15 protein-coding genes are annotated in these 13,106 nt (G+C 71.0%); 6 read left to right on the top strand and 9 right to left on the bottom strand.

Features of this window, described 5'->3' with window-relative positions; all coding sequences use genetic code 11:
• Nucleotides 1-110: 110 nt before the first annotated feature.
• Nucleotides 111-464, bottom strand: coding sequence for a MarR family transcriptional regulator (locus tag ACRWK7_RS24295; RefSeq protein WP_431858893.1), 354 nt, complete (start codon nucleotides 462-464; stop codon nucleotides 111-113).
• On the bottom strand, nucleotides 461-754 hold the full coding sequence (locus ACRWK7_RS24290; protein WP_431858891.1) for a toxin-antitoxin system TumE family protein: 294 nt from the start codon (nucleotides 752-754) through the stop codon (nucleotides 461-463). Before ACRWK7_RS24290 ends, ACRWK7_RS24295 begins: the two co-directional genes overlap by 4 nt.
• A 110-nt stretch (nucleotides 755-864) precedes the next feature.
• On the opposite strand from ACRWK7_RS24290, the gene ACRWK7_RS24285 reads away from it, so the two are divergent.
• From ACRWK7_RS24285 to ACRWK7_RS24270, 4 genes are read left to right on the top strand one after another with little or no spacing between them, the layout of a single operon-like run.
• Entirely contained in the window at nucleotides 865-1,176 is a 312-nt protein-coding gene (locus tag ACRWK7_RS24285) for a succinate dehydrogenase assembly factor 2 (RefSeq protein ID WP_431858890.1), read from the top strand.
• Between the two features lie 33 nt (nucleotides 1,177-1,209).
• Nucleotides 1,210-4,830 (top strand): transcription-repair coupling factor, encoded by a 3,621-nt coding sequence (gene mfd / locus ACRWK7_RS24280; protein WP_431858889.1) that lies wholly within the window; start codon nucleotides 1,210-1,212, stop codon nucleotides 4,828-4,830.
• Nucleotide 4,831: 1 nt separating this feature from the next.
• Nucleotides 4,832-5,770 (top strand): ACT domain-containing protein, encoded by a 939-nt coding sequence (locus ACRWK7_RS24275; RefSeq protein ID WP_431858888.1) that lies wholly within the window; start codon nucleotides 4,832-4,834, stop codon nucleotides 5,768-5,770.
• Nucleotides 5,767-6,216, top strand: coding sequence for a GNAT family N-acetyltransferase (locus ACRWK7_RS24270; RefSeq protein WP_431858887.1), 450 nt, complete (start codon nucleotides 5,767-5,769; stop codon nucleotides 6,214-6,216). Before ACRWK7_RS24275 ends, ACRWK7_RS24270 begins: the two co-directional genes overlap by 4 nt.
• Here the strand turns inward: ACRWK7_RS24270 and ACRWK7_RS24265 are convergent, their stop codons facing one another.
• The 3 genes from ACRWK7_RS24265 to ACRWK7_RS24255 form a co-directional block, all read right to left on the bottom strand.
• The gene (locus tag ACRWK7_RS24265) at nucleotides 6,217-6,732 is read right to left on the bottom strand and encodes a 3'-5' exonuclease (protein ID WP_431858886.1); all 516 of its coding nucleotides are present in this window, start codon (nucleotides 6,730-6,732) and stop codon (nucleotides 6,217-6,219) included.
• 64 nt (nucleotides 6,733-6,796) lie between these two features.
• Complete coding sequence (locus ACRWK7_RS24260; protein WP_431858885.1) at nucleotides 6,797-8,710, bottom strand: AI-2E family transporter; 1,914 nt, start codon at nucleotides 8,708-8,710, stop codon at nucleotides 6,797-6,799.
• An 81-nt stretch (nucleotides 8,711-8,791) separates the two neighbouring features.
• A complete protein-coding gene (locus tag ACRWK7_RS24255) occupies nucleotides 8,792-9,448 on the bottom strand; it encodes a DsbA family oxidoreductase (RefSeq protein WP_431858884.1) in 657 nt (218 codons plus the stop codon).
• A 101-nt stretch (nucleotides 9,449-9,549) separates the two neighbouring features.
• Here ACRWK7_RS24255 and ACRWK7_RS24250 point away from each other — a divergent pair, with 101 nt between their 5' ends.
• Nucleotides 9,550-9,957 (top strand): hypothetical protein, encoded by a 408-nt coding sequence (locus tag ACRWK7_RS24250; RefSeq protein WP_431858883.1) that lies wholly within the window; start codon nucleotides 9,550-9,552, stop codon nucleotides 9,955-9,957.
• A gap of 6 nt (nucleotides 9,958-9,963) precedes the next feature.
• Here ACRWK7_RS24250 and ACRWK7_RS24245 read toward each other — a convergent pair whose 3' ends face one another.
• A complete protein-coding gene (locus tag ACRWK7_RS24245; RefSeq protein WP_431858882.1) occupies nucleotides 9,964-10,356 on the bottom strand; it encodes a hypothetical protein in 393 nt (130 codons plus the stop codon).
• Nucleotides 10,357-10,424: 68 nt separating this feature from the next.
• The gene (locus ACRWK7_RS24240) at nucleotides 10,425-10,682 is read right to left on the bottom strand and encodes a hypothetical protein (RefSeq protein WP_431858881.1); all 258 of its coding nucleotides are present in this window, start codon (nucleotides 10,680-10,682) and stop codon (nucleotides 10,425-10,427) included.
• Between the two features lie 160 nt (nucleotides 10,683-10,842).
• Here ACRWK7_RS24240 and ACRWK7_RS24235 point away from each other — a divergent pair, with 160 nt between their 5' ends.
• Complete coding sequence (locus ACRWK7_RS24235) at nucleotides 10,843-11,262, top strand: PAS domain-containing protein (protein WP_431858880.1); 420 nt, start codon at nucleotides 10,843-10,845, stop codon at nucleotides 11,260-11,262.
• Nucleotides 11,263-11,722: 460 nt separating this feature from the next.
• Here the strand turns inward: ACRWK7_RS24235 and ACRWK7_RS24230 are convergent, their stop codons facing one another.
• Both ACRWK7_RS24230 and ACRWK7_RS24225 read right to left on the bottom strand, forming a co-directional pair.
• Nucleotides 11,723-12,775, bottom strand: a complete 1,053-nt coding sequence (locus ACRWK7_RS24230) for a tyrosine-type recombinase/integrase (RefSeq protein WP_431858879.1) — start codon at nucleotides 12,773-12,775, stop codon at nucleotides 11,723-11,725.
• A complete protein-coding gene (locus tag ACRWK7_RS24225) occupies nucleotides 12,738-13,040 on the bottom strand; it encodes a helix-turn-helix transcriptional regulator (RefSeq protein WP_431858878.1) in 303 nt (100 codons plus the stop codon). Before ACRWK7_RS24225 ends, ACRWK7_RS24230 begins: the two co-directional genes overlap by 38 nt.
• Between the last annotated feature and the right edge of the window lie 66 nt (nucleotides 13,041-13,106).

The following is a 13,106-nucleotide window of genomic DNA, read 5'->3' as shown; positions in this document are numbered from 1 at the left end:
CTGCTGCGGACCATCATCCTATACCGCTTGAGATCGAACATTTCAAGAACAAAGCCGCGCGGCCGGCGAGTGCCGGCCTGTGGTTTAGATGGTTTCCATCCGCGTGGGCCCTACATCGCAATCCGCGTCTGGATCCCGTCGTACTCGGCTCTCAGGTCGCCGGTTTCGCCCCGCTCGATCAGGCCGGCTTCGGTCAGCGCCTGCACGTCCGCGTGCACGTTCTTGTAGTCGCGCCCGAGCGCCGCCGCCAACGCGCGCACGCTGGCGGTCGGATGGCGGTGCAGATGCCGCAGCAGTTCCAACCGCTTGGCGGTCAGCGTGCGCGCCAACGCGTCCCAGTCCGCAAAGTTGATCGAGCTTTCCGCTTCGACGGTCTCGCCCTTCTCGACGCGGTGCACGGCGTCGGTCACTTCGGCGGCGATTTCCCGCAGACTCTTGCCCACCGTGATGCGCAGGTCGGTCATGACTGTTCTCCTCTCAGCGCTTCCACATCAGCCACGAAGTCGGCGAGCAGCGTTTCAATGTCGATGAACATGTAGGGCAGTTCCAGACCCTTGATGTGCTTGTGATCGCCCTTGCCGCGTTCGTTGTCGTAGCCGACCAGGCGTTCGCCGCCTTTGCCGTAGTACAGGGCATACTTGAAGCGATGCTCGCTCGGCGGGACGGGGGCGAGCACCTCCCACACCCGGATCTGCACGATGCCGCCATCCGCCAGGATCATCTTGCGGTCACGGAGGAGGCGAGCTTTCGGCATGCTTGATCGTGGTGTGGCCGCTCTATGGTGTCAAGGGCCATATGGTATGCATCGCCACTGGGCGTCGCCCCACTTGCCGCCTTCCCGCCGTTGGGCTACCTCTCACCCCCATGACGAACGATCCGACCGAATCCCCCGCCGATCCCGCCCCCGACGCGCTCGAATCCCGCCGCAAGCGTCTGCGGTTCCGGTCCTGGCACCGCGGCACGCGGGAGATGGACCTGATCATGGGCTCCTTCGCCGACGCCGCGACGCCGGCGTTCGACGCCGTGCTGCTCGACCAGTACGAGGCGCTCCTGGAATTGTCGGACCCCGATCTCTATAACTGGATCACCGGCAAGGAGCCGGTCCCGGCCGAGCACGACACCGAGGTCATGCAGCGGTTGGTCGCGTTCCGCTACACCCCCCGTCAGGGCTCCTGACGCCCGCTCCCTGATCCCAGTGCAAGGTCCGCCGTGATCAAGTTCGACTTGCAGCCCGGCCGGCCCGCCCGCCTGCTGGTCGGCGGCGCGCCGGAAGGGCACGACGCCCGCATCCTCGCAGCCCTGGCCGAGCGCGCCGGCGCGGCCGGCGTGCTGCACGTGGCGCTCGACGACGCCCGCACCGCGCGGCTGGCCGAGGCGCTGGCGTTCTTCGCGCCGGATCTGGAGGTCCTGCACCTGCCGGCGTGGGACTGCCTGCCCTACGACCGCGTGTCGCCGAACGGCGAGATCGTCGCGGCGCGCATCGACGCGCTGACCCGTCTGATGGAGCGGACCGACCGGTCGGCTCCCCTGGTGGTGCTGACCACCGTCAACGGGCTGCTGCAGAAGGTGCCGCCGCGCGCGGCGTTCCGCAACGCCACGTGGTCGGCGAAGATCGGCCAGCGCATCGACCTGGAGAAGCTGCAGACCTATCTGGCGCAGAACGGCTACACCCGCGCCCAGACGGTGCGCGAGCCGGGCGAGTTCGCCATCCGCGGCGGCATCGTCGACCTGTTCCCGCCGGGCACGGCGGAGCCGCTGCGCCTCGACCTGTTCGGCGACGAGCTGGAGGGGGTGCGCGCCTTCGACCCGATGTCGCAGCGCACCACCGAGAAGTGCGACGGCGTGGCGCTGAAGCCGGTGTCGGAGGTGTTCCTCGACGAGGCGGGCATCGCCCGTTTCCGCTCCGGCTACCGCGAGCTGTTCGGCGCGGTCACCGACGACGACCCGCTGTACGAGGCGGTGTCGGCCGGGCGCAAGATGGCGGGCATGGAGCACTGGCTGCCGCTGTTCCACGAGGGCATGGACACGCTGCCGGACTATCTGCCGCGCGCCATCGTTTCACTGGACCATCAGGCGGAGGAGGCGCGGGATTCGCGCCTCGCCCAGGTGCAGGACTTCTACCAGTCGCGCGCCACCATGATGGGGGTGGACAAGAAGGCCGGGCAGCCGGTCTACAAGCCGGTGCCGCCGGGCATGCTGTTCCTCGACAAGGGCGGCTGGGACGCGGCGCTGGCCGGTACGGCGGTGGTGCAGCTGCAGCCCTTCGCCACGCCGCCGGGCATCAAGGGCACGCAGGACGCCGGCGGGCGGCTCGGCCACGACTTCGCCGAGGAGCGGGCGCGGCCGGACGTCAACGTCTTCGACGCGGTGCGGCAGTTCATCGAGCGGCTGCGCGCCGACGGGCGCAAGGTGCTGGTGGCCGGCTACTCCGCGGGCTCGCGCGACCGGCTGATGAGCGTGCTGGCCGACCACGGCATCCACGGGCTGGAGCCGGCGGACAGCATCGCCGACGTGCAGCGCTTCGACCGCCATGTCACCGCCATGGTGGTGCTGGGCATCGAGCACGGCTTCGCGGCGCCCGACCTCGCGGTGATCACCGAGCAGGACATCCTCGGCGACCGCATGGTGCGGCCGGCCAAGAAGAAGCGGAAGAACGCCAACTTCATCGCCGAGTACTCGGCGCTCACCGTCGGCGACCTCGTGGTGCACACCGACCACGGCATCGGGCGCTACGACGGTCTGGCGACGCTGGAGGTGTCGGGCGCGCCGCACGACTGCCTGCGCATCATCTACCTGGGCGACGACAAGCTGTTCGTGCCGGTCGAGAACATCGAGGTGCTGACCCGCTACGGCTCCGAGGACGCCGGGGCGCAGCTCGACAAGCTGGGCGGGGCGGGCTGGCAGGGGCGCAAGGCGCGGGTCAAGAAGCGCCTGAAGGACATGGCCGAGGCGCTGTTGAAGATCGCCGCCGAGCGCGAGCTGAAGCGCGCCGAGGCGCTGGCCCCGCCGGAGGGCATCTACCAGGAGTTCGCGGCCCGCTTCCCCTACCCGGAGACCGACGACCAGCTGAAGGCCATCGAGGACGTGTTCACCGACCTCGGCTCCGGCAAGCCGATGGACCGGCTGGTGTGCGGCGACGTCGGCTTCGGCAAGACCGAGGTGGCGCTGCGCGCCGCCTTCCTGGTCGCCATGAGCGGCCAGCAGGTCGCCGTGGTGGTGCCGACCACGCTGCTGGCGCGCCAGCACTTCAAGACCTTCACGACGCGCTTCGCCGGGTTGCCGGTGCGCATCCAGCAGCTGTCGCGCATGGTGACGGCCAGGGAGCAGACGAAGGTCAAGCAGGAGCTGGCCGAGGGCACGGTGGACGTCGTCATCGGCACGCACGCGCTGCTCGGCAAGGGGCTGGAGTTCAAGCGGCTCGGCATGGTCATCGTCGATGAGGAGCAGCACTTCGGCGTCAAGCAGAAGGAGCGGCTGAAGGAGCTGCGCACCGACGTGCACGTGCTGACGCTGACCGCGACGCCGATCCCGCGCACCTTGCAGATGGCGCTGTCGGGCGTGCGCGAGCTGTCGCTGATCGCGACGCCGCCGGTGGACCGGCTGGCGGTGCGCACCTTCGTGCTGCCCTACGATCCCGTCGTGATCCGCGAGGCGATCCTGCGCGAGCACTACCGCGGCGGCCAGACCTTCTGCGTCTGCCCGCGCGTCGAGGATCTGGCGAAGGTCGCCGAGCGGGTGCGCGAGCTGGTGCCGGAGGTCAAGGTCGTCACAGCGCACGGCCAGATGGCGGCGTCGGAGCTGGAAGACGTGATGACCGCCTTCGACGAGGGCAAGTTCGAGGTGCTGCTCGCCACCAACATCATCGAGAGCGGCATCGACATCCCCTCGGCCAACACGCTGATCGTGCACCGGGCGGACATGTTCGGGCTGGCGCAGCTCTACCAGATCCGCGGGCGCGTCGGGCGCTCGAAGGTGCGCGGCTACGCGTACCTGACCTACGCGCCGGGCAAGCCGCTGTCGGGCACGGCGCAGCAGCGGCTGCACGTGATCGAGACGCTGGACAGCCTGGGTGCGGGCTTCCAGCTGGCCAGCCACGACATGGACATCCGCGGCGCCGGCAACCTGCTGGGCGAGGAGCAGTCGGGCCACGTCAAGGAGGTCGGCGTCGAGCTGTACCAGCACATGCTGGAGGAGGCCGTCGCCAACGCCAAGGCCGGCATCGGGCCCAATGGAGATCAAGGCCAGCAGCCGGCGGGCGACGAGTGGACGCCGACCATCAACCTCGGCACCCCCGTGCTGATCCCGGAGGAGTACGTCGCCGACCTGACGGTGCGGCTGTCGCTGTACCGCCGCATCTCGGAACTGGTCGACCGGCCGGAGATCGAGGCCTTCGCGGCGGAGCTGATCGACCGCTTCGGCAAGCTGCCCGGCGAGGTCGAGAACCTGCTGGACGTGGTGACCATCAAGCAGCTGTGTCGACAGGCGGGGATCGAGCGGGTGGACGCCGGGCCGAAGGGCGCGGTGCTGACCTTCCGCGGAAACACCTTCGCCCGGCCGGACAAGCTGATCGGCTACATCGCCGGGCGCGGCGGGCTGATGAAGCTGCGGCCCGACCACAAGCTGGTCTACACCCGCGTCTGGGACGACGAAGCTCTGCGCGTCACCGGCGTGAAGCGGCTGATGAAGGACCTCGCCGACATGGCGGCCGGGATGGACGTGAAGGGTGAGCCGCCGCCCCCGCCGCCTCCACCCCCGCCGCCGCGGCCGACCGCGCTCAAGGCCGGCTCGAAGTTCGGGCGCGTGCCGCCCGGCCGCTTCGGGCGGCGCTGAGGTGGGGGATCTCGCCGCCCGCCTCGCCAAGGAAGACCGCCGCACCACCGGCGACGCGCCGAGCGTCGCCGACGCGGTGACCGCCGACCCGGCGCTGCTGCCGGAACTGGTGGAATGCCTGTTCGTGCCGAGCCCGGGCGTGCGCATGCGCGCCGCCGATGCGCTGGAGCGGGTGTCGCGGGTGCGGCCGCGCGACCTCGACGCCTACACCGACCGGCTGCTGACCGAGGTCGCCGCCATCGACCAGGCGGAGGTGCGCTGGCACGTGGCGCAGATCCTGCCGCGCCTGGCGCTCGACGACATCCAGCGCTGGCGCGCCGCGGCGCTGATGGCGCAGTGGTTCGGCCGCGCCGAGAGCCGAATCGTCCGCACCTCGGCGCTCCAGGCCATGGTGGACCTGGCGGAGAACGACGCGGGCCTGCGCGAGCTGGCGGCGGAGATGATGCGCTCGGCGCTGCGGTCCGGCGTGCCGTCGCTGGCGGCGCGGGCGCGGCGCATCCTCAACCCGCTCCAGGTGGACGAGGCGATGATGGCCGCGGTGACCGCCGCCCCGGAACCGCCGCCGCTGGTGCTGACCCTCATGGACGGCACGCTGGCGGTGGCGCGGCTGGACCCGGGGGAGGGCGTGCCGGCCTGGGTGGACTGGACCGATCCGTTCGTCAGCGTGACGCGCACGGCGGCCGAGCTGTCGGTGGTCTGCGCCGACGCGCGCGTGCCGGAGGACGCGAAGGCCGAGCGCGGCTGGCGCGCCTTCACGGTGGAGGGGCCGCTGGACTTCGCGCTGACCGGCATCCTGGCGCGGCTGGCGGGCGCGCTGTCCGACGCCAACATCCCGCTGTTCGCGCTGTCCACCTACGACACCGACTGCGTGCTGGTGCGCGCCGGGGACGTGGAGCGCGCGGCGGACGCGCTGGGCACGGTCGCCGCGGTGCGGCGGTGACGGCGCTGCGGCGCGCCGGGCCGGACGACGCGGGCTCCATCGCACGGCTGGTGCAGCGCGCCTATTCCAAGTGGATCCCGGTGGTCGGCCGCGAGCCCAAGCCGATGAAGGCCGACTACGAGCACGCCGTGCGCGACCACGCGGTGTGGGTGCTGGACGGCGAACGCGGCGTGATCGCCGTGCTGGAGCTGATCCCGGCGCACGATCACGTGCTGGTCGAGAACGTGGCGGTCGAGCCGGCGATGCAGGGCCGCGGCATCGGCCGCCGGCTGATGGCGTATGCCGAGGCGGAGGCCAAGCGGCTGGGCGTCGGCGAGGTGCGGCTGTTCACCAACGAGCGCTTCGCCGACGACCTGCGCTTCTATGGGCAACTGGGATACGAGGAGTTCGACCGCCGGCCGTACGGGGACTCGCAGCTGGTGTTCCTGGCGAAGCGGGTGGAGTGACTACCGCGCGAACGGCTCCAGCGCGACGCCCTGCCGCAGCGCCGCCAGGGCGATCCCGGCGCAGGCCTGCGCGTCGGACAGCGCGTCGTGGTGCTTGAGCGCGATGTTCAGGTGGCGGCAGACGTCGGGCAGCTTGGTCGGGTAGACGTTCCACACGTGCCGGGCGATGCGCACCGTGCAGGCGAAGGGCTTCAGCGGGTTGCGCAGGCCGTACGCCGCGCAGCAGGCGTTCAGCACGCCCTTGTCGAACGGCGCGTTGTGCGCCACCAGCAGGTCGGCGCGCTCCAGCAGCGGCGCCATGCGCGGCCACAGGCCGGCGAAGTCGGGCTCGCCGCGGCAGTCGTCCCAGGTCAGGCCGTGGATGTGGGTGAAGCGGAAATACGGGCGCGGCGGGCGGATCAGCGCGGTGAGCTGGTCGGCGATGCGCCCGTCCTCCACCAGCACCACGGCGACCGAGCAGGCGCTGTCCCGGCCGTTGTCGGCGGTCTCGAAGTCGATGGCGGCGAAGCGGGTCATGCGCGGGTTGTAGCGCGGACGGGGCTCTTCGCCAACGGACAATCGGGGGGCCCAGCGCTGCGGCTTACCCGGCCTTGCGCGCCTCCTCCTCCGGCGTTTCCGGCGCCACGAGGCCGAGTTCCTCCAGATGCGCCAGCGCACCGTGCGTGTTGGTGGCGACGCGGTCGGCGGCGGTCTCGGCGGTGGCGCGCGGCGTGGCGTCGGCCTCGGGATGGGCGCTCCACAGACACAGCAGGATCGGTGCGTTCGGCCCGAAGTGCAGGCGCAGCCGGCGCACCAGGCGGCGGGCGTGCGGAAGGGCCGAGGGGTTCAGGTACGATACCGCCAGCGCCGCCACGCCGGCGGTGCCCAGCGCGCCCACCGCGCGCGGGCCGACACGCTCGCACGGCAGCACGGTGGCGGCGGTGCCGCGGCGGCGCAGCAGGTCGGCGAGCAGGCCGGCCGCCGCCTCGTCCAGGTCGTTGCGGGCGGCGACGCAGAGCACCGACGGGCTGCCCTCGGCGATCGGCGGGCCGGGCTCGCCGACCTCGGCCAGCGCCTCCAGCACCTCGGCGAAGCCCGCGGCCACCGCCTGCCGGCCCTCGGGACCCAGCGTGGCGCGGGCGCGGTCCTGCTCGGCGAGCGACAGGGCGGGGAGCAGGACGGCGTCGTAGACCTCGGGGACGGAGCGGGTCGCCAGCTCGCCCTCGAGGATCTCCACCGCCTCCTCGGGATCGCGGGCGAGCAGGCGCTGGTAGATCTTGGCCTCGACCGGCAGCACCGGACGGTCGCCCAGCATGACCTCCAGGAAGTTCAGGGCCGGGACGTGCCGGCCGAGCACCACGAGGCACACCGTCAGCGGCGTCGCCAGCAGCAGGCCGACCGGCCCCCACAGCGTCGTCCAGAACACCGCCGCGACGATGATCGCCACCGACGACAGCCCGGTGGCGGAGCCGTACAGCCAGGGCTCGACCACGTTGTTGCTGACCAGCTCGACCGCGACGAACAGGGCGATGGTGAGGACCGGCATCATCCAGCCGGGCGCCACCGCCAGCGACAGCAGGATGGGGAAACTGGCAGCGATGGCCGGGCCGGCGAAGGGGATGAAGCGCAGCACCGTCGCCAGCATCCCCCAGAGGATCGGGTTGGGGACGCCGATCAGCGCCAGCCCGACGCCGATGGGAATGCCGTAGGTGACGTTGACCACCACCTGCATCAGCAGGTAGCGCGCCACCCGTTCGGCGGCGTCGTTCATCGCCTCGGTGGTGCGCGACAGGTCGCCGGAGCCGGCGAGGCGGATCAGCCGGTCGCGCAGGTCCTCGCGCTGCAGCAGCATGAAGATGACGAAGACCAGCACCATGCCGGCCGTCGCCAGCGGGCCGAGCACCGGGCCGAGCACGCCGCTCACCACGTCCAGCGGGCTGGGATCGGGCGGCTGCACCAGCACCGGCACCGGGCGCGGCGGCTCGGCGGCCGGCCGGGGCGGGCCGACGGTCGGGGCGGCGGCCGGAGCGGCGGGTGGCGCGCCGGAGGGGGCCGGCGTCTGGGCTTGGCGCCCGGCCTGCTCCAGCTCGGCGCGCAGGTCGCGGATCATCTGCGAGGCCTCGCGCAGCACGCCGCCCTGGGTGGCGGAGCTTTGCAGGGACCGGATCTTCGCCTCGATGTTGCGCTGGTAGGCGGGCAGGTTCTGCGCGAGGTCGGCGACCTGCGTGCCGACCACCGTGCCGAAGCCGGCGATGGCGACGAACAGCAGCGCCGTCACCGCGATCACCGACGGCACCCGTTTCAGCCCCCAGCGCTCCAGCCGCCCGACGATGGGGGTGAGCACGAAGGCGAGCAGCACCGACAGCGCCAGTGGCACCAGCAGGTCGCGCCCGACATAGAGCGCCGCGACCACCAGGGCCACCAGCAGCAGCGTCGTGCGTGGATCGCTGCGCGGGGCGGCCGGCGCCACGCGGATCGGCCGCGCCTGGAGCGTCGACGCGGTGTCCTTCGCCATGCGGGCGGCCTCCTGCTCTGTGCCCAGCGGGAACAGGGCGGGGCCGGCGGCGGTTCCCAGCGTGAAGGCCGGCGGCTGGGGTCAGGGGGCGACGGCGGTCGCCAGATCCTCGCTCTCGTCGACGGCGAGGTCGAGCAGCGGGAGGAAGCTGGCCGGCTCCTGCGCGCCGGACAGCGCATAGCGGCGATTGAAGACGAAGCAGGGCACCGCCTGAAGGGTCAGCTGGCGGGCCAGCGTGTCGGCGGAGCGGACGTTGGACACGTCGGCGTCGCTCAGCAGTTGGGCCCTGATCTCGGCGGCGTCGAGGCCGATCCGCCCGGCGGTGGCGGCCAGCGTGTCGATGTCGCCGATGTCCAGCCCCTCCACGAAATAGGCGTGGAACAGCGCGTCCACCATCGCCCCGGACGGGCCGCGGCGGCCGGCCATGCGGATCAGCCGGTGCGCGTCGAAGGTGCTGGGCATGCGCCTGATGCGGCCGAGGTTCAATTCCAGCCCGTCGCGGTCCGCCGTGTCCTCGATCACCGAATGGATCTGCCGGGCCCGTTCCGGGCCGCCGAACTTGGCGGCCATGTAGGCGTCGCGCTCCATGCCGCCGCGCGGCAGGTCGGGATTGAGCTGGAAGGGCTGCCAGCGCACCTCCGGCCGTACCCGCGGGCGCTCGGCCAGGGCGCGCAGCAGGCGGTGGCGGCCGATGTAGCACCAGGGGCAGGTCAGGTCGGCGAAGGTCTCGATGAGCATGGTCCCTACTATCCCCAAATCGCCGCCGCCCGGCAATGATGCAACCCTTTGTTAACCCATACAGCCCGACAGTCGTGACGCTCGAACGGACGGAGGCGGTCGTGAGCGATTCCTATGTCGACGGCAAGGTGCGCGAGGCGTTGCAGGCCGCGAAGGGCAGCCCGTCGGTGGCGCAGAAGCTGCTGATCAGCTGGGCGGTCAATGACCCCGACCTGCTGCTGGGCATGGCGCAGCCGTTCCTGAAGGCCATCGCCGGCGCGGCGGTGGCGCGCGCCGGACGGCGCACCGCCGCCCCCAAGGCGGCCGGCGGCGCCCTGTCGCGCGAGGCGCTGGAGCGGGTGCTGAGCCGCATGGGCGAGGCGGACGACGGCGACGTCGCGCCGCAGCCGGCCGCCCGCGCCGCGGCGGCTCCGACGGCGGCTCCGGCCCGTCCGGCGCCGTCGGGCGTCAGCCACGAGAAGTCCATGCTGACGCTGGCCAAGGCGTTCGCGGCGAAGAAGGTCCGGTAGGGCCGCCTAATCGAACACCCCGTCGAACCAGCCGGGCTTCGGCGGGACTGTCTTGTAGACCGGCGGCGGGCTGGCCAGCGCGGTCTGCCCGTTCTTGTACGGGTCGGGCAGGTAGTGGCAGTTCACGTCGGCCAGCGTGCGGTAGCAATAGATGTTGGAGCGGTCGACGACCTTCGGCTCCGGGCACAGCTCGCCGGTCTGCTCGTAGCTCACCACTGAACAGTCGCGCCCGGTGATGCCGGACTCGATGTGGTTCGCGATCGTCTTCTTGGTCGTGGTCACCGCGACCACGTCGGCGGTCGCGGTGATCGCGGCGAGGGGGCCCGGCTTCGGCGACCAGCAGCCGGCGAGCAGCGCGGCGGCCAGCGTCAGAACGGCGGTGCGGCGAAGCGTCGGCATGGCGCGGTTGCGACTCCTGTGGATCCCCAGCGGGCATTGCACGCCCACCCTGTAAACAAAGTGTGAATTCAGCGCAGCAACGTGCAGATCCGCGACCGGCATTCGACCAGCACGAACGCCTCCTTGTCCTCCGAGCAGCCGACCTTGAACACCGTGGCGGCCTCGCGGCCGACGAGGTGGCGCAGCACCTCCACCTTGGCCGGGGTGCAGCCGCCGGCGCGCGCCGCCTCCTTCGCCTCGGCCTGGCCGGCGGACACGGTGACGGCGCCGGCCGGGACGGCGGCCAGGAGCAGCAGGAGGGCGGCGAGGGCAGGGGCGCGGTGCATGGTCCCCGCAGTATGCCACGGCCGGCCAGTGCCGGCCAACCGCGGCTGAACCAGGCAACGCCGAGTATGACCTCGCGCCGGCTTGAAGGTCGGCCGGTGCCGCGGCATTGTGCGGTCGATGGGTGGTTTTACCAATTGCGGGGCGGATCGGCACGCTGCCATGAACGACCGGCTGAGCGCGTTGCGCGCACTGTGGGAGGAGCGGAGGGGCGACCGCGCGCTCCCGGAACGCCGCGACTTCCTGGCGGAGGAGTTCCGCCCCTGGTTCGGCCACCTGTGCATCGTCCGAGTGGAGGAGCCGGCGGCGCGCTTCCGCGTCACGCTGGCGGGGCTGGAGGTGGTGCGCTACTACGGCCGCGACCTGACCGGGCGTTGCCTGGACGACGAGATGTCGGTGGAGGGCTTCGGCTGGGTCGTCGAATCCTACCGCGAGTGCGTGCGCCGGGCCGCGCCGTACTGCGCCAGCGTCCCGGCGCTGGCGTTCAACGGCACCGCCATGGCGCTCAACCGGCTGATGCTGCCCTGCGGGCGCGACTGCCGGGTGGACACCGTCATCGTCGGCATCTACCCCGCCGGATAAGAAAAAGGCTCCCCGCGGGGTGGGGGAGCCTTGCGGGCGATGGGCCGGACCGTTTCCGGATGGCCGCGCCGCCAGGGTGAAGTGCGATCCGCCAGGATATCGCGACGTGCAACTTCGGCAGCCGGTCTGCGTGACCCAGATCGCAAACCATCCGCCGATCCTCACTGTGATCCGATAACCATGGCTGTGCAAATGTACCGTTTGCTTTGGGAATTGTTTCGGATTTCGTAGCGTATCCGTGCAAACGAAAAGGGCCGCCCCGAAGGGCGGCCCTGGACGTGACGAACCGAGACCGGCCGATCAATCCTGCTGCACCGTGCTTGCGTACGGCGCTGCCGACGGCGTTCGATGGAGGCCATCGAACGCCTTCGTCATCAGCAGGAGTAGTACATCTTGTACTCTTTTGCGGCCCTGAAGCCCTTCATTTCCGCCACTTTCCGAAGCCAAAAAGTCTAACGCGTTAGACTTTCTTGTTCCGGCGCCGTTCCTCGACCGCCTCCTCCCACTTGGTGATGGCGCCCTGGGCCATCGCGCGGGTCCGCGGCAGGTAGGTCTCGAGGATCTGGCGGGTCGTCTCGATGGTGTGCCCGGACACCGCGCTGATCTGCGCCTCGGTCGCCCCGGCCTCGGCCATGCGCACGCAGGCGGTGCGGCGCAGGTCGCGCGCCTGCAGCCCGGCGCCGGCCAGACCGGCCTTGGCCAGGATCTCCCGGAAGGCGACGTTGAACGCCGGATAGCTCACCGGCTTGCTGTTGTACGCCACGACGGTGGTGGCCGTCGGCCGTAGGGTCTCGAGGTGCGCGGCCAGCGCCGAGTGGCACGGCACCTCGACCAGCTTGCCGGTTTTCTGCTGGCGGACCAAGGCGGCGCCCGACCGCAGATGCGACCAGCCCATCTTGAGCATGTCGATCGGGCGCTGCGCGAAGAAGTGCAGCAGGTGAAACGCGGTGATCATGGCCTCGCCGCGCGGGTGCGCCGCCGCCGCCTTGAGCCAGGCGGCGATCTCCTCGTCGGACCAGATGCGGTCGCGGGCCGCCGGCGCCGACAGGTCGAGCTCCGAGGCATGATTGACCGGGACGATCCGCCAATACTGCGCCGTTTTGAACAGGTTGCGGAGCACGGCGGCCACCTTGCGGTCGTCGCCGATGCCCTCGTAGGTCCCGATGAAGTCGAGGACCATGCGGCGGTCGAACACTTCGAACGGCAGTCCGGGGCCGAGTTCACGAATGTCGTTCAGGATGCGGTTGTAGTACTTCAGCGTGCCTGCCGACAGGTCCTGGTACCCCTTGCTTTCCTTGTACTTGTCGATGACCCACGCGATGCTACCTTCTGCCGCCACCTGCGTGCCGGCCTCGGCGCGATCGGCCTGCGCGTTCAGATGCTCCGCCATCGCGTACCGCTTCACCGGCTCGTCGGGCAGACGGGTGAGCGGGTGGCCGCGGCGCTGCCAATACCAGCGGGATTTGCCGTCGGCGTTATGCCGCTCGGTGACGTACCGCAGCCTTACGTGCATTGATGGCCTCCATGAGCTTGGTCCTGGCGTCCGACGCGGTACCAGCGGAATCCTCGCTCAGCCCGCTGAGCCTGTCGAGGGCGCGGTCGAGCGCCCGGACGTCCCAGACGTTCCGCGCGATACCGGCGCGGTCGAGCGGCAGCGCCGACGGGTACAGCCCCGCCTTGATCGCCCGCTCGAAGCTCGGCGCGGACAGGCCGACGTACTCGGCCGCCTCGTCGACGGTCAGGCACCGTTTCGGCAGGTTGTCCGGCAGCTTCCGCATCGTCTCGTAGTCCGCATTTCCGCGACCCGTTGTCGCCGCGGGGGATATCCGGTCGCGGATCTCGCG

Source organism: Azospirillum sp. (assembly GCF_050789165.1).
Note: the sequence above shows the minus strand (reverse complement) of the source record. Positions and strands in the feature narration are given on the sequence as shown.

What these genes read in the sequence shown, in the direction of transcription:
- ACRWK7_RS24295 (WP_431858893.1), bottom strand. Translation starts at nt 464, where the DNA reads ATGACCGACCTGCGCATCACGGTGGGCAAGAGTCTGCGGGAAATCGCC.
- ACRWK7_RS24290 (WP_431858891.1), bottom strand. Translation starts at nt 754, where the DNA reads ATGCCGAAAGCTCGCCTCCTCCGTGACCGCAAGATGATCCTGGCGGAT.
- ACRWK7_RS24285 (WP_431858890.1), top strand. Translation starts at nt 865, where the DNA reads ATGACGAACGATCCGACCGAATCCCCCGCCGATCCCGCCCCCGACGCG.
- ACRWK7_RS24265 (WP_431858886.1), bottom strand. Translation starts at nt 6,732, where the DNA reads ATGACCCGCTTCGCCGCCATCGACTTCGAGACCGCCGACAACGGCCGG.
- ACRWK7_RS24260 (WP_431858885.1), bottom strand. Translation starts at nt 8,710, where the DNA reads ATGGCGAAGGACACCGCGTCGACGCTCCAGGCGCGGCCGATCCGCGTG.
- ACRWK7_RS24255 (WP_431858884.1), bottom strand. Translation starts at nt 9,448, where the DNA reads ATGCTCATCGAGACCTTCGCCGACCTGACCTGCCCCTGGTGCTACATC.
- ACRWK7_RS24245 (WP_431858882.1), bottom strand. Translation starts at nt 10,356, where the DNA reads ATGCCGACGCTTCGCCGCACCGCCGTTCTGACGCTGGCCGCCGCGCTG.
- ACRWK7_RS24240 (WP_431858881.1), bottom strand. Translation starts at nt 10,682, where the DNA reads ATGCACCGCGCCCCTGCCCTCGCCGCCCTCCTGCTGCTCCTGGCCGCC.
- ACRWK7_RS24235 (WP_431858880.1), top strand. Translation starts at nt 10,843, where the DNA reads ATGAACGACCGGCTGAGCGCGTTGCGCGCACTGTGGGAGGAGCGGAGG.
- ACRWK7_RS24230 (WP_431858879.1), bottom strand. Translation starts at nt 12,775, where the DNA reads ATGCACGTAAGGCTGCGGTACGTCACCGAGCGGCATAACGCCGACGGC.
- ACRWK7_RS24225 (WP_431858878.1), bottom strand. Translation starts at nt 13,040, where the DNA reads ATGCGGAAGCTGCCGGACAACCTGCCGAAACGGTGCCTGACCGTCGAC.